Genomic DNA, 15,335 nt, shown 5'->3' on the forward strand with positions numbered 1-15,335 from the left:
AAGAACCCCTGCTCGACATTGCTCAACGGCAGGTAGACCGCTTATTGCAAGACTTGCCCGCGCAACCGATCCGTAGCAACTGGGATGCCTTGGAGCTGCTGGAAAACCTGGCCGTTAACGCGCCGGTACGGCTGGAGGTGCTTATGGCGGAATTGTTGGCCATGGAGCGACGGATATTTCCATTTGGACGCTATTGCTATGTAAGCGTTTGCAATGAGCAGCGGTTCTGGAATCTGTTGCGCGCTTCGTATGAGGCCTACTACACCGACTATTGTGATTGCTTTGAGCGCTTCCTGCTGTTGATTACCAATACCTTGAGTGGACGCGTACAGGCTCGGCGGGTATTTGAAGATGGCGTAGATGGTATTGGCAGGTTAAGAGTGTATCGAGTCTCGCAAGCATGAAGCTGTTAGCGAACGACCATAATGCGTTACACCGCGAATAACTACACTTGACTATGGCTGCCGCGCCCTCCAACAAATAACTCCCAACACGACTAAACCGCCTAAATGAAAAACAAGATCATCACCGTACACGGTGCTAACGTAACCGTCACCACTCGGCACGAACAAGACTATATGGGTGACCGCAAGGATTCGTGCGAATTTGGGTAATAAGCCTATTGGTTATAAGGTGGGTTTTTTATATAACCGCCAACGGTGGCAAACCCTACCTTTTCAAGCTCGGTTTGCCATAGCTACAGAAACGGTCGCTTTAGTAAGCGGTATGTAGTCGCTGAAAGGGGTGGCTTTCTTAGTCAATTTCGGCACAAAAAAACTGCCTAAGCACGTTTTCTTGGAACGTATACCGCTATTGCCCAAATTCGCACGAATCCTTGCAGTCACCCAACTTAGTTGCGGATTGATACCGCCGTTGAAAGGAAGGCGTTGAGATGGTTCGAAAATGCTTGCAAACCGTGGGACGGGAAAGCTTCAGGCTGTGGGCAATTGAAGTAATGCTCTCGCCGCTGACCCGAAGTCGCCCCTCAAATGGTTAATGTGACAAAATCGGCCAGAGCGGTCGTATATTCTCAGCGAATGAGGTGCCGACAAGGCAGCTGATGTAATCGGGTCAGGGCGTGGATGTTATCGAGCCACTACCCCTATTCATCAAACGTGCCGACGCCATCAGGATTCTTCCCGGCCTTGAGCATCTCGAATTCTTTCAAGAACTGATTGGCGGATTCGCGTGCCGAGTCCGGAACGGAACCCGTCTGCTGCAGGGCCATCAAGCGCCGTGCGCAGGCCGTGGTATCCACATACCGTTCCAACCAAGTCGGATTCAAGCGTGGTTGACGGCGCACGGCCCAATCCCCCATCGTCTGTGAACGTGTGTACGAGCAGAACTTCGGCAGGAAAGCCAGCAGACCATCATTTGATAAAGTTGCCGCTTCACACCATGTCTTGGCTTCGACAGGGTCGCCCCATTGGCACCATGCAGCCAGAAGGTGGGCAAGTTTTAAATGTGCCAGCAGTTCGTTCTGACTGAGTTTGGTTTTCAAGCCGTCGAGCCAGCAGGCTTTCAAGTCATCAAGAGTGCTGGCATCAACGAGCGCTTCTTCGCCGCTCGCCACTTTCTGGACCTCTTCGGAAAGTGCTGCGATCAGGTTACGCTGCATTTCGAGGGCACGACCTTGGGCTATCGCGGACTTGAGCAGGGCATGCCGTTGCGTTCGGTCGACGCGCTTGAGAAGGTGATACACCACGCGAGTGACGCGTGATTCGTTGCCAATATCGAAGAGACCTCGTTCGTCGCTATCCAGTACGAGAGAGTCACCGATGTCGAGAAGCACACCGATAAACACCGGAATATGCTCACCGGGGATGTCTTCTTCAACGTGATCCATCAGCCGTTCAAGTAATGCCCGTGCTTTTGACAAGCCATCGGGACGCTGCACGCTCGTGGCTTGAACCAGCGCGTCCCGCAATGCGGCGGGCCTTTCTGCCAAGCTCAAAAGCTCCAAAATTTCGCTGCGGCGGACAGTGCCTGGAGGAACAGACATGCGGAAGTAAGTAGGAAATGCGTCGGGGTGGCATGCGCGAAGGGTCCTCCGCCATTGCGCCAACCAGTCCGCCCCATAACCGATTTTCCCAATTTTCGGAAAGATGCGTTCAAGCAGTGCTTTCGTGCTCGAACGCAGCGACTCCGGCAGTGCTTGCGCCCATTGCTCGTGGAAGGCCGCAATCACTCTTTTATCACCGTCGTACCGGTTGTCTCGACTGTGGCCTGAGAACTTGTCCTCATTCGTGCGGATGACGTCGTACAGGCCGGGCAGGAAGACGCGAAGCGCCTCAAGTGCGATAAAGTCCACAGGGTTCACTTCGCCGCGTACCGCAGGATAGGTCACTGTCAATGTGTTCGTGAAACGGATGACATCACGCGGAACCTGAAACAGCGGATCGATGCCATCGTGGAAGGCATTCGTCCAATAGGACTGATCGAACAGACCGTCTGAGGTGTCACCAAGAATCTCGTCGAGGCGCTTGAACAAGGCTGCCCGCAAAGCCACCCGATCGACCGGTGGCAACTCGAACGGCACCTGAATGATCTTCTCCAGATAGCGCTCGCCCGGAATGCCACTCTGCTGTTCGATGGCCTGTGCGGCGACTTCACGATCAAAAGCGAGCAGATAGACGACGTTGGGAAAATCGGCCAATGCCTTGATGACGGTGAATAGCTGACGAGTTTCTTCGGGCGTCAGCCGGTCGATGTCATCGATGATGACCAAAATCCGAGTTTGTGCATCCCGCAGAATCTTGCTGATCTCTGATTTGAGCGCTGGAACATCTTTCGGTTTACGCTTGGTGATCATGCCGATCAACTTGCCGATCTTGCTGCCAGCACCGCCGGTCATTCCGCTCAGGTCGATCAAGCCTCCGACCCCTTCGGCAAAATCACCGAGCAGATCGCCCAGTTTCTTGAACTTCGCGTTCTTGGCAGGCAATACGGCTTGCATCTGGCCCAGAAAGGCCCGAGCCAAGTTTTCCTGCCCAGAGAACCACCATGGATTGAAGGTCACAATGGCAGGCTGCTTGGCTTCCGGGCACTGCTCCAAGAAGTACCGCACGTAATTCAGAACCGTGGACTTTCCCGAGCCCCAGGGGCCATAGAGCGCCAGCACTAAGCCATCATTTCCGGGATATCGGCAAATGCTATTGGCAAGACTTTCGGCGAACGGAGCATGCCCGAACAGATCGTCCTGCGGGTTTGAGCTGGGACGATCAGCGGAGAGTGCGGTCATGGAGGCGCTGTAGAGAACGGAATTTAAAGTAAATTAGTGTGTCGAGTGGGTAGTGACAAGCTAACGTCGGCCCAAGCGGCAGGTTAAGATGTTGGCATGGACAAGGATCTCTATCACCGCCAACCCTCAAACCCATTTTCACAACACAGCATAGTAATAATCTTGACCACCATCAGTACGCTTGGCGGCTCTAGCAAGCAGTTTTTTCACTGTCTCATTCCTAGCTAATTTCGCATAGCTTTGGGTTGGCCAGTTGTATCTAACATACGCTGCAGTCACTGCAAGCCTAAGCCTAAGACCAATATCCCAGTCCTCGAACAGGCCAAGTTCAGGCAATACAGGTAATAGGATAGCCCTAGCATCCCAGTTCAATCGTGATTCCAAAATACTTTCATGAAGTTCGTTAAAAATAAGTTCAATTATATCCCGCCCGGCATCGCCACCTGACTTCACTGATAAAGCAATCAAGAAACAGTCAAACGTGTCCTTGCTGTGCCCAGTCAGATCATTGGGTACTTTTTTCAAGGCAGCGCACCAAGGCCCCGAGCCAGCTGCGATTATTGTGGGTGTTGTGAGCCAACCCAAAGTGTTTGCTACTACGTAAAGGCCACGTGTACTGGGCATCAAAGATAGAATTTCCGATTTGAGTAACATACCTGGTCTACTCAAAAACTCCGATTTCCACGCATCAGCGATGCTGTCTATGTTCCCGTTGGTGGCGAGAACAACTTGCCTCATTGTTTGGTCGGGGAACTTGGCAAACGTTACCTTTGCGAGCTGCGCGTCGTTGCGCTGCAGCGCATGAGAGATCAGATTATCAATACCTACGGAATTATCAGGTAACAACTGGAGCAGTTCTGCCAGGAAGTCCCCGTCAAGTTCATCTGACATGCCAGTCAGAACTAATGTCGGTCGCAACCGGAGGATGCGCTTACATACCTGCGGATAGGTCCTTAGCAATGACCATACCTCATTTTCTTCAATGTGAGCAGTGACCGATTCGAATACTGACCTCCCCAGTGGGTCGAACGCGTCAGCGGTAATTTGGGCGAGTTCCAGAACATCAGACGATTGTTTCGGCCACGCTGACATCAGTGCCGCAATCCCGGTAGCTGACGGAGGCGGAAAGAGTGGGTTTTTTGGCTGCGTGAAGTGGTGGAGTAGGAGTTTCGCTTGTGCTGACGCAACTAATTGGCCATCAACAAGATCCTGCTTGAGTTGCCTGGCATCATCTAATTCAGGAAAAGCGCTTTGAACGATGTCAATGACACGTTGCCCCACACTCAAGGAGAGGCTGTTACTCATTAATTGGATTTCAACCAGTGGCTGGAATGAGCCACGCTGCCTACGGACATCTTGACCATAATGCCAAAGGAAGTGGCGTAAGTTCCCAGTCTTGCCTGATTGAACATCCTGCTCGGCAGCAGAGAGCCAATCACTACAGGTCTTTGGAACTGGAGGCGTGTGGGGAGTCGCAGGTTGTCCCAAAACGGCGGTCACGTCAAAACGGGTACCGCTGGAAGAACGCCTGGACTGCGACAATGCAGTTTGGAAGCGGAAATTGCGCCGAAGTCGTGGCCATTGTTGTGACCAGATCGCAAAGATGGCCGCATCCAATTGACCTGGTGATGCAATTTCGATCGATCCCTCTTCGCCTAAATATAATGTCGCAAGAAGTCTTCTCACAATACTACTATCGACCTTCGTTGGCGTCATTTCCGTCAGAGGGATGTCTACCACCATAGGTTCTTGATAATCGGCCAACTCAAGAGGCTTTGCTGGTCGAACAAAGAGCCCTGTCAGAGCGAATAGGTCTTCGATGGACTCAAGTAACAACGGCTCCATGAGTAGGGCGTGAGTCCAAACACACCCAGGTCGCGGCATCTCGTGGGCTGGCCATGTACGCATCAAAGCGTAACGGCGGATTGACGGAACGGGGATTCCGGTCCAATAACCGTAGGAATCTCCAAAAATGGTCCCCGGTGCGAGATCGCTGAGTTCGGTGAGTAACGACAATTCACTTCCCAGCGGCAGCGATGAAGCGAGTAATCCGTGACCATCGGCATATCCAAACAAGCACTGATCAAACTTCATTCTGCCGCCGACATCAGCCAGACCAAGGGGGCCGTCAGGTCATGCTTATCGCAGTCTGGCCCAATGATTTGTATACGCTCACTTGGGGTTCTATCTGCGAGTTGCTCCACTGCCTCATGGTTTTTGAGGTTAACACCCTGCGCGGACACGCCATAAATGCGGTACTTGAATACCAACTCGTTGGCGCGCAAGAATTGGTCGACAAGGGGCATTTCCTTTGCAAGCCATTCCTGTGGCTCATACATCATTGGCTCAGTAAGATCCCACGCTGAAATCATCACGGCAAGTCGACGACAGCGGGGTTCGAACGGAGGGCACAGGAGATCGCTAAGTAGCTGCACGATCTTGACTTGGGTCGGCAAGTGTTTTGGCTCCCATTCCTGAAAGTCGTTGGGTGGCGGCGGACCATCGCCACCAGTGATTTCACCCACCATTTTTGAATCTATTGTGTTTTTGGCATTGATGGCAAACGTACTTTGCGCATTAAATTCAAGAACTGAAAAGCTTTCTGTGGCATCTGTGACATCTGCAGAAATAAAAAAAAGTATACCGTTGTCACTAGATATTTCTTCTAAGAACTCTGCTCGACAACGACGCTCTGCAATTTGACGATCGTAGACTTCACCGGCCAGATCGGGGAAGCGTGCCGTGCCACTTATACCGGTATGACAATCCTTTAATTGAATTGCTACATCCATGGGACTAAGTTGCGATGTGCGCGGTACTTCCGTAAATGACCGCCAGGCGGATCCAATCTCATTGAGATACGACTTATCACCGTCTAGTCTTTCTAAGGTTAGGCGACACTTAGTTTCATCCCCTCCCGCTATCAGGTGCCAAAGTGCCGCCAGGAAAGTAGTCTTGCCTGAAGCGGGTAAGCCCATTATCACGAATCTGGTGTTCACGACGCATTCCTCCTCAAAAGGAGAAGATCGAACTCATCCCGTAAAGGTGGAATTGTTATCGGCTTGGCCTGAGCAGGCAACGGCTTCACAAGCCAACTCTGAAAAAGTGGCTCTAGGCTTGTGCTTGGTGAGATATGACCGCTTGGGTCACGCGCTGCTGTGTGGAAGACTTTGATAGTGGGGTAGGCTGTTGCCAGCCCTTTCTCAAAATTTGCCAAGGCAGAGCGGGCACCCATCGCGCCATCACCCTCCAATAGATCCCACTTTGTCGTTACCAGCTGGATCTGTGTCACCGGAGAAATGGTTTCTGTTTCCACTAGCGCCCGAATCAAGTGTCGGGTAGATGCAAAGACCTCCCCTCTCTGGCGAAAATCCGCAACCTTTTCACCATCGACAATAAATACAATAGTGCTTGCCTTGCAAAGCTCCAGCATGTCGGTAGCCAGAGACGAATTGTCACGGACTTTTTTGTAGGATTCCCCCGCTCGTTCAGCAATTAATAAGTCAGTACGTTGAAGAACTGACTGCGATGAAACGGCGAGGTGAAAGAAACTCAGACCTTCTTGAACAGATGTGCGTGGCGTATCTGGATAAAGGTTCCCTGATATGGTACGTGATTGGTAGCACTTCCTCTCAAAACCTTGAAGACTAAGGCTATGGCAGAACAAATGCCCAGCAAAGGGTGCTCTCAGAAATTGCTGATAGATTTCAGTGATCAAAGTGGTTTTACCACCATTGCGCTCTCCAACAATGGCGATGATCGAAACGGGACGCCACCGTAGCAAGCCATCAGCATCTTCGACAGTAAGCATTCCTGACGCTGATAGCGTCACCCATGGTTGCTCGGCATCTACGGGCTGTTCGTTTGAACTTGAATCAAAGACATCAATGTCTTCGTCAGCAATCTGGCGAGTCTCCATCACAGATGCCGCTCCAGAAGGAGTTCATGATAAAGTTGTATAGCCATCTGGAGTGGCTCACACTCCATTGATGCTACCAGTCCGGTCACTTCATTGTATTTTGAGTACCAGTTCTCTTTTCCACATGAGCTTGCCAAGGAGATGGCAGTGGAAATAGGTGCAAGCTTAGGTGGCAACTTTTGCTCGGTGGTATTGAACTGAACCAACGCGCGCTCGGGCAAGCTATCAATGACCTTCGCCAGCTCGCAAGCAGTTGCACCTTTTGACTTTTTGCCTAAAGCAATCACGCGTTCAAGCACCGCGGGCGCCGCGATAGGCCCCAATTCAGAGTACGTCGTCAAGGCACCAAGATCTATCGCACCCAAGATAGCCGCCTGATGGATTGAAAAGTCTGAAAACTTCTGGTTCAGCTGTTTACTGTAACCACCAAATAGCCACCATAGTATTTGGCTTTCTTCACGCATCAATTTTATCTGACAATCAAGCTCGCATAGCGCTCGCGAGGTCGACTTGGCAATTGCTGCACTCGATTGCTGGGCTTCGCGCCGAATCCTCTTTACGGTGTTCAGAGTATCCAAAGCTTGGTCGCCTTGACCATCATCTTTATCAAGATTTTGGTCAATAACTGGCTTTATCTCAGTATCTACGCCTTCTATCGCACGAAATATGACTGAATAATCTGATAGGGACTGCTGCGCGTTGTCTAAGAGCCAATCAAATTCAGGTAGGGGACGCTTTCCCATGGCGTGGCCAACAATCAATACAAGGATAGCTATAGTATCCCCGAAACTGACCAGTTGATCCAAAATCCCGGTGGCCAGAAGTTGTGTCTCCCTCTCATTATTTATGAGGCTGAAACTGGCATCCTCTTTGATAAATTCATCACGAAACCAATCCAGTTTTTTTTCTGAAAGGCCGAAATAAATTTGAGCCAAATCAAGAGTTCTAGCTGGTACCGGTTTTGAGACGACACGTTCTACGGTTGTGCTACGAAAAATAATTTGTTGAGGGCTTGCAGCAAGGAATGCTTTTGCATATAAGTCCGCTATTGAATATTGGGCCACTTTCGATCCTTATTTATTTAATTCCGCAGCAGCCACTGCGTCTTTTAGTTTGTCAAGTAGGCCGCGTTCCCTTGCGCGGCTCGCTACATGCCGAAATTGTTCCTTTGTAGGAAGGCGTAACTCATCGTTCTCGAGCAAGCCAAGTTGTTTTGCGATAATGGTTTTCGTGCTGAACGACAGCCGCGAGAACCGATATATCAAGTTTCGTAGCGCTAAGGGATCATCCAGCTTTTCATCGAGGGTGACCTCAGGCTCCTGCGCGAGCTGGATAGGGCCGTCTGAGTGGGCCATAGGAAGCTGAGGGGGGTTCCAATCGGGAAGTGCGATGGAATGTTTAAAAATCGGGTCTTCTTTATCCATTTTAGCCCGAAAACCGCTTGGCGCCGTTTGCCAAACCCTCACATGGGTATGAATATTCAGCTTACGATTGGTCGACTGCCCCTCAACTGAGATGTGAATCAAATTGTAGCCAGGCTCCCACCCTGCCTCTTCGCGCTCAGGAATGGCTGCGCTGGCTATCAGGCGAATGAAATCCCTTTCCATTGTGATTCGGTTAGTGTGAACATGGCCAAACATCTGAATAGGTGCGACATGACTTAGATGATCGGCAAGCTCTCGTTGTTGCCGTATCCAGGAAAGGTCGTGATGACCAACAACAAGGTTGATTACGCCATCCTCTCGTGGAATCTGTAGGGTGGCTGTGTCAACAAAGAGATCCCCTTGCTTATCTGCGCTGCTGGAAACAAACGTTGTATTTACCCCCCACAATCGTAACAATGAGCCGTCATTCAGTGTCAGAGTACGGATCGCACGTGTATTGTCCGGCGGAGACAAAGCACACTGATATTTCGAAGCGAAATTATTATAATTAACTAGGCTTTTATACAAATAAGTCCTTGCGTCGGGGTCGGCTAATTGACGGTCAATCTCCTTGCGGGGATTATTTGACTTTTTAATCTGATCGTGGACCATTTTAACCACATTGGCATCCGCAACAGAGCGCACGACATCATGATTACCAGGCACCACAAATATAGAATCGGTGTTACAACCACAGGCATTGCACAATTTAGTAAGCCATTCGGTGGCGAAATTGAACTCTTCTTCCTCTCCCGCAAAGGCGATATCACCGGATATGATAACAGCATGCGGTGACCCCAGTTTTAAGCATTGTTCTCTTGCGTCAAGAATTAGCTCATTTCTCAGGTGATAGTTTGGATCTTGGGTTGTTTTGAATTCATTTTTTCGAAAATGAATGTCAGACAAATGTAGTATTAGCAAGTTTTCCCCCACAGATATTTTTCCATATCGTAAGGGAAACCGAAAAACTATGAAACATGTTGTGTGAGCAACCGTGCTGCGCGATTAGATGTTTAGTGCAGCTTTCCGCAGCGAACGAATCAGTTGCAAAACACCCTCACGCAATCGCCACAACGGCTGCCAGGCAGCCTGATCAGTCTCGGTGCCCCGCCAGCGGGTGCCCATCAATACCGCCAGGCACTCGGCTTCCGTCCAGCTATTGGCGCTACGTTCAATAATCGCCGCCGCCTGACGGGCGCGCTGCTCGCGTTTGCGGGTTGCCGCATCGCGCGCCGCCAGGCCAAGCGGCTTGCGCCCCCGCTTTTTGGGCACATTGCCAACCGGCAACTCCAGTGTGACCTGATCATGATGATCGCGCATGGCGACTCCTGGCTCTGAAATGGGGGCGGCAGTGTAAGGGATTGGCGTGACATTCACCAAACCGGATGTGATTTATCGTTCTGTCGTGGGAATATGTACCACAGAACATTAAACCTAATTTTGCGCACCGATTTATAAGCGAGATAATCGGATTTTATGCAGCCTTAACCCGTAAAACCCCCTCAGCCATCCCGCTTCCAGTCGTACCCACCCCTTTCCGTTCCACGCCGCAAAAGCGGCCCCGGTAAAATCGGTCAGTACGGTCTATTTACATTGGAATGATTGGTACGTAATGAAATGTGATAGGTAGAACGTGGGAGGCTATTGATTCATGCCAGGATGACCAAGAGGAGAGGGGGAAAGAGCTAAAATATGATAACGGGTTAGTGTGCAGAAATATCCGTTTCGTGCGCGGGCACTATTCTCAAAGCAAGGGAGATTGTAGTGATGAAAATTATTGCTCTCGTTGGTCTCTTTTTGACAAAGATGCGCGCCAAGATGGGTCACGCTGAATCGATGTTCAAACTTGGGAAGATGCATCACTTTGGTCAGGGTGCTAAGGCAAGTGAAAAGGAAGCACTAATCTGGTACAAGAAGGCCGCAGGCGCCGGCAATGTCAAGGCGTTGAACAACATTGGCATGATTCTTGAAGATCAGGGGTGGAGCGGTCACGTAGATGAAGACAGCGATAGAAATCCGCTCAAATGGTTGAGGAAAGGGGCTGAGCTTGGCGATCCTGCGGCTATGTATAACCTGGCAAGATGTCTTGATAACGGCTGGTGGACTACTGCGCCAGCGACTGATTCAGACGACTTCGATCTTTGGGTTGAGCAGAACAACCAAGTAGTTTTTAAATGGTACTCAAAGGCGGCAGATCTCGGCGTTGTGCCAGCGATGTGTAGTCTAGGCTACATCTACCTTCGGGGTTGGGGGGTTCCTCAGAGTGATGCCTCAGCCGCACATTGGTTCTCATTAGCGGCCGCAAGCGGTGATCAGGTCGCTCTTAAGGAGCTCAATGCGTTAAAAAGAAAGAAGCCATAGCTGGTCGAGTAGCCCAAGGGAATTTCACCCTCTAAGGCTTTCCGGCCCTTCTCTCGAAAACGACCGTTTTTGAGCACCGTCGCCTCAGCGACTCAGACACCGCAAAACACTGCCTTTCGCCTCTTCAAACTGTCTCTCGTAACTAACTTCTCAATTGCTTCTGCGAAGCCGGTGTTTGTCAACGTAGTTGTCGCGTCGAGTATTTTTAAGCCGTCATTCTTTCCGTGTCATTTCCCTGTTGTGGATTCAAGGTGACAGCGCCGATGATTTGCCAATTCCGGGTATTGCGACTCCATCGCTCCGGATGTCGCTGCCGTGCTGCCTGATACAGCTCATGACGTTTGGCCAGGATCATCTTGTCCTTGCCTTCATGTCGCTCTGCCGGTGTAACAAACCGGATCCGACTGTGACGATGTTCCTGGTTGTACCACTCAACGAAGCCATGCACCCAGGTGCGGGCGGCTTCCAGACTGCTGAATCCGGCGGCCGGCCATTGCGGACAATACTTCAGTGTCCGAAACAGTGATTCCGAGTAGGGGTTATCATTGCTCACCCTCGGCCTGCCTCGCGACGGGACCACGCCCAGTTCGTACATCTTGTTCAGCAGGGTGGCAGACTTCATCGGTGCGCCATTGTCAGAGTGCAATACCAAGGGTCTGTTCAGGCAGGATTCTCGCCAGGTTGTCCGCTGCAGGAGAACGGCCGCCTTGCTGCCACACTCCTGCTCATGAACCTCCCAGCCCACGGTCTTGCGGCTGTAGAGGTCTTCGATCAGGTACAGGTAGTAGTACTTGCCCCTGACGGAAGACGGTAAATAGGTGATGTCCCAGGACCACACCTGGCGCGGCCCGGTGGCAACGTGTGTAGCCGGCGGCGCATGATGCCGGGGTGGCTGGCTGCGTCCTCGCCGGTTCTGCTGGTTGGCGGCGCGTAAAACCCGGTAGAAGGTCGACTCCGAGGCCAGGTAACGCCCCCGGTCTGCCAGTCGGGGAACGATCTGGCCCGGTGGCAGGCTGGCAAATTCGGCGCTGTTGCACACCGCCAATACCTCGGCCCGTTCCTCGGGGGTCAGGGCATTGACTGGGCACGGCCTGGCCGTCGTTGTGCGGGCGTCGGCCTTGATCACGCCATCCGCTATCCAGCGCTCCATCGTCCGCAGGGATATCGTCAGCTCTGCGCAGACCACCTGCCGGCGCGCACCCGCTGTGACCGCCGCTTCATACCATGCAACGAATTTCTGCCTATCCGGCAACGAGGTCATTCTTCCTCGCTGTCGCCGCTCCAGTAGGCATTCAACTTTTTTCTGAGCACCAGCAGTGCCGCCGCTTCTGCCCTCTCCGCCTGCTGACGTTCACGACTGGACTGCTGACCCTCAATGCAGGCTTGCCGCCAGGCATGAACCTGCTCGACATAGAGGCCCTTGCGCCGACAATACTCACTCAACTCGATCTCTGACAGCGCCGCCGTCTCAATCACCACCGCAAACTTGGCCTCGGCTGACCAATCATCCGGTGAAGGCTTCTCTCCAGGCACGGGAACTCCATGGGCTTTGGCTTGATTGCGCCAATTGTACAGCGTCGCCCCGGATATCCCTTCTTCCCTCGACACGGCCGCCACCGACCTATTGATCGGGGGAAGTAACTTCTTCAGTACCGCTTCTTTCCGCTCTTCGGTATACCGCAACATCTCATGGCTTTCTCCGCCCCTGTTTTCTTTCACTTCAAACGATCAACGCGACAACTAGCCTGACATCAGGGGAAGCACGAGTATCGAGAGATACGTCACAAGGCCGGATGTCGCAAATTGTGTGCTCGCTCCCAATGGGCCAAGTTGAGCCGCATCGTCTGAGAATGAGGATCTATATGACTGACACTCCGAGCGAAGGGAAGATGCCAAGAGAAAAGGAAATAACTTTTGCAGATGCATAAGATCAATTAGGAGAATCAATGAGTTTGTTGGTTACTAAAAATTTGGCCTTAAGGAAAAACTAATTTTAATTACGTTTTCAATAGAATTTCTCAATAAGTAACAAATAACAAACGAAATTTTGACAATAACTATTGATTCCTGCTCATGCCCATTAAATAATGACTCAAGAGATAACAATATTACGCCGATAACGATGTAACGTGGGTACTGCAAAGTTAGTTAATGCTTTGGTAGCCACAAGGAGCATCGCCATGAATTTCTTAATAGATCAGACTTCAAAAGTGCCAGAATCATCAACTGATGAGAACTACGAAGTTCTCGCCCCTAACTTTGACTCCGTGCTTGCTGAACGTGCAGCAACAGCAAAAGAAAGTATTGCTCCATTGACCTTAACTTCTAAGATGACGCCAGAAGAGCGCAGGATTGCTTTGCTCGCGGCGCTTGGCCGTAACAAGTAGCTTGTCTTTGCATCATGATTCACTCGATTGGGAATGGATACTTTGACTTTGTTTCCTTTCATACATCTTTCTTCGATGGGGATCGAGATGATCAACAGCATGTTGATATGAAAAAACTCTCTGATGCTGAGATAGACACTTTAATGCTATTCCAAAATAGTGTACTGGAAAGGACTAACTTAAAAGGAAGAAATAAAGAATCTCATACGGATGAGCATGGGAACGCAATTGGCTCGGCATTGAGCTATGCACAATGTTGCGTTTGGCACTATCATGCCGGCCCGTATCAAAATGGGGTACAGAATGATACCACCCCAGATTTGCCAGTCAATTTGAAAGGGTGTGGGTCTGCTGCAATAATTCATTACATAAAAGATATCCCAAATAGAAGAATTATAGTTATCGGCTATTCCCGAGAACATATACCCTTTCCACAAGCAAACAGTAGAAACAATCCCCTGCGCCACCGGATGTACACTTGGAGGGGAAGAATCGTTGACTAAACATTAGCAGTAGACGCAATCCTCCTGAATGATCGGCTAAACTGGTACAGTTTTAAGCCTTTTCCATATTTCAGTTTTGGATGCATAGTCCGAATCTTCTTTGCCTGAAGGTTGCACAGATACTGTTCTCCACCCCATCTCAAATGCCAAAGACAGTGCTGATATCTCACTTAATGGCACTTCGAAATCAACAAGATCTTTCTGATTGGAGCTAATAGCTCTATCTACTTCCAGCCATTTTTGCTGAATCTCGCGCACTTCTTTTAGTAATTCCGGCCTTTTATCAAGTAGCCTTAGCAAAACTACTAACGACTCAGCGGGTTTCGCCTTGCCAGTTTCATAACGAGAAAAGGCATTTACGCCACCGCCAAATAACTCAGATGCTTCTCTTTGCTTTAGCTTGAGCCGCTTTCTCACTTGTGTAATGAATTTCGGATCGACCATACTGGCGTTTACGCTTTTATTAAACGCCAACATTGCCTGATTAACACGCTCCCCTTCAGAAGCATCAAGAACCACTTCCTCACAGGCCGGGCAGTACTCTCCTGCAACTTCTGGAATCGTGGTCGTCTGTCCTTTATAGGTATATGGAAGATCTCGACGATCTTTCACCAACTCAGCCCCACCACAAATAGGACATTTCATGATTACTTCTCCTTGAACGATACGATCAGAACGTCGTCAATGACCGTCAGCTTCAAATATATTTGGCCGAACTCAGTGTGCGGGCGATACACGTCTTGCCAAATAGTGTGATCAGAATGGGTTGTCATGCTCTTGTAGAAATCCTTGCTTGTTAGCCTCCTCACCACATCAAACATATCTGCTTGAGACATACCTAGAGCTGCGGCCCCCTTTTGTGCGGAGCCGGTTGTTCGCACCTCTCCTGTTGCAAGAAACCCTTTTGCCTTGGTTAGGCTGTAGTGGGGCGTACCCTTTTCCATACTTTAATAATAACCTATTAGGTTAATTTCGTGGTGGCGGAGCAACCAAATAAGTAACAAGCTCCGCTGTTTATGTGCGAGAAGGTATCAATGGGTGACCGCAAGGATTCGTGCGAATTTGGGTGATAAGCCTATTGGTTATAAGGTAGGTTTTTTATATAACCGCCAACGGTGGCAAACCCTACCTTTTCAAGCTCGGTTTGCCATAGCTACAGAAACGGTCGCTTTAGTAAGCGGTATGTAGTCGCTGAAAGGGGTGGCTTTCTTAGTCAATTTCGGCACAAAAAAACTGCCTAAGCACGTTTTCTTGGAACGTATACCGCTATTGCCCAAATTCGCACGAATCCTTGCAGTCACCCTTATTGGCTACGCCACTCCGTACCTGGGGATGGGCGCCGGAATCCCAGTTTTTTCCGGCAGTCCTGAAACATGTCGAATCCACCGCAATTCAATCTGGTTCCCTTAGTCCTGAAATGCAGTACCAGTCTGTTTAGAGTTCGATTTTCATTTATCCAGTACCGAAATCAAGTGGTTTCTGTAGCCTGCACTCATATGG

At 50.4% G+C, this 15,335-nt stretch carries 14 protein-coding genes; 4 read left to right on the forward strand and 10 right to left on the reverse strand.

Annotation, left to right across the window (positions count from 1 at the left end):
- Window positions 1-404: hypothetical protein (locus PZA18_RS19430; protein ID WP_284102542.1), on the forward strand; the 404-nt coding region annotated here is incomplete at its 5' end.
- 698 nt (window positions 405-1,102) lie between these two features.
- Here the strand turns inward: PZA18_RS19430 and PZA18_RS19435 are convergent.
- The 7 genes from PZA18_RS19435 to PZA18_RS19465 form a co-directional block, all read right to left on the reverse strand.
- Window positions 1,103-3,241, reverse strand: a complete 2,139-nt coding sequence (locus PZA18_RS19435; RefSeq protein ID WP_284102543.1) for a KAP family P-loop NTPase fold protein — start codon at window positions 3,239-3,241, stop codon at window positions 1,103-1,105.
- A 138-nt stretch (window positions 3,242-3,379) separates the two neighbouring features.
- Window positions 3,380-5,335, reverse strand: coding sequence for a GAP1-N1 domain-containing protein (locus tag PZA18_RS19440; RefSeq protein WP_284102544.1), 1,956 nt, complete (start codon window positions 5,333-5,335; stop codon window positions 3,380-3,382).
- Window positions 5,332-6,240: a TRAFAC clade GTPase domain-containing protein gene (locus PZA18_RS19445; protein ID WP_284102545.1), complete on the reverse strand. Its 909-nt coding sequence runs from the start codon at window positions 6,238-6,240 to the stop codon at window positions 5,332-5,334. The genes PZA18_RS19440 and PZA18_RS19445 overlap by 4 nt, the downstream gene beginning before the upstream one ends.
- Window positions 6,237-7,160 (reverse strand): TRAFAC clade GTPase domain-containing protein, encoded by a 924-nt coding sequence (locus PZA18_RS19450; protein ID WP_284102546.1) that lies wholly within the window; start codon window positions 7,158-7,160, stop codon window positions 6,237-6,239. Before PZA18_RS19450 ends, PZA18_RS19445 begins: the two co-directional genes overlap by 4 nt.
- Complete coding sequence (locus PZA18_RS19455; protein WP_284102547.1) at window positions 7,160-8,224, reverse strand: GTPase-associated system all-helical protein GASH; 1,065 nt, start codon at window positions 8,222-8,224, stop codon at window positions 7,160-7,162. Before PZA18_RS19455 ends, PZA18_RS19450 begins: the two co-directional genes overlap by 1 nt.
- A gap of 9 nt (window positions 8,225-8,233) precedes the next feature.
- Window positions 8,234-9,517 (reverse strand): metallophosphoesterase, encoded by a 1,284-nt coding sequence (locus PZA18_RS19460; RefSeq protein WP_284102548.1) that lies wholly within the window; start codon window positions 9,515-9,517, stop codon window positions 8,234-8,236.
- A gap of 72 nt (window positions 9,518-9,589) precedes the next feature.
- The gene (locus PZA18_RS19465) at window positions 9,590-9,904 is read right to left on the reverse strand and encodes a hypothetical protein (RefSeq protein ID WP_284102549.1); all 315 of its coding nucleotides are present in this window, start codon (window positions 9,902-9,904) and stop codon (window positions 9,590-9,592) included.
- Between the two features lie 447 nt (window positions 9,905-10,351).
- Here PZA18_RS19465 and PZA18_RS19470 point away from each other — a divergent pair, with 447 nt between their 5' ends.
- Entirely contained in the window at window positions 10,352-10,945 is a 594-nt protein-coding gene (locus PZA18_RS19470) for a tetratricopeptide repeat protein (protein WP_284102550.1), read from the forward strand.
- A gap of 205 nt (window positions 10,946-11,150) precedes the next feature.
- Here the strand turns inward: PZA18_RS19470 and PZA18_RS19475 are convergent.
- A protein-coding gene (locus PZA18_RS19475) for an IS3 family transposase (RefSeq protein ID WP_284102551.1) occupies window positions 11,151-12,631 on the reverse strand; the annotation gives its coding sequence in 2 pieces (ribosomal slippage) (window positions 11,151-12,241 and window positions 12,241-12,631; 1,482 coding nt in all).
- Between the two features lie 494 nt (window positions 12,632-13,125).
- On the opposite strand from PZA18_RS19475, the gene PZA18_RS19480 reads away from it, so the two are divergent.
- Both PZA18_RS19480 and PZA18_RS19485 read left to right on the forward strand, forming a co-directional pair.
- Window positions 13,126-13,332 carry a hypothetical protein gene (locus PZA18_RS19480; protein ID WP_284102552.1) on the forward strand — a complete coding sequence of 69 codons (207 nt, stop codon included), beginning with the start codon at window positions 13,126-13,128 and terminating at the stop codon, window positions 13,330-13,332.
- Window positions 13,333-13,346: 14 nt separating this feature from the next.
- Window positions 13,347-13,835 (forward strand): hypothetical protein, encoded by a 489-nt coding sequence (locus tag PZA18_RS19485; RefSeq protein ID WP_284102553.1) that lies wholly within the window; start codon window positions 13,347-13,349, stop codon window positions 13,833-13,835.
- Between the two features lie 36 nt (window positions 13,836-13,871).
- Here the strand turns inward: PZA18_RS19485 and PZA18_RS25010 are convergent, their stop codons facing one another.
- Both PZA18_RS25010 and PZA18_RS19495 read right to left on the reverse strand, forming a co-directional pair.
- Window positions 13,872-14,480, reverse strand: a complete 609-nt coding sequence (locus PZA18_RS25010) for a type II toxin-antitoxin system MqsA family antitoxin (protein ID WP_308447429.1) — start codon at window positions 14,478-14,480, stop codon at window positions 13,872-13,874.
- Between the two features lie 2 nt (window positions 14,481-14,482).
- Window positions 14,483-14,779, reverse strand: coding sequence for a type II toxin-antitoxin system MqsR family toxin (locus PZA18_RS19495; RefSeq protein WP_284102554.1), 297 nt, complete (start codon window positions 14,777-14,779; stop codon window positions 14,483-14,485).
- Window positions 14,780-15,335 lie beyond the last annotated feature (556 nt).

It is taken from the genome of Parachitinimonas caeni, assembly GCF_030129945.1.
In the GTDB taxonomy this organism is placed as follows: Bacteria; Pseudomonadota; Gammaproteobacteria; order Burkholderiales; family Chitinimonadaceae; genus Parachitinimonas; species Parachitinimonas caeni.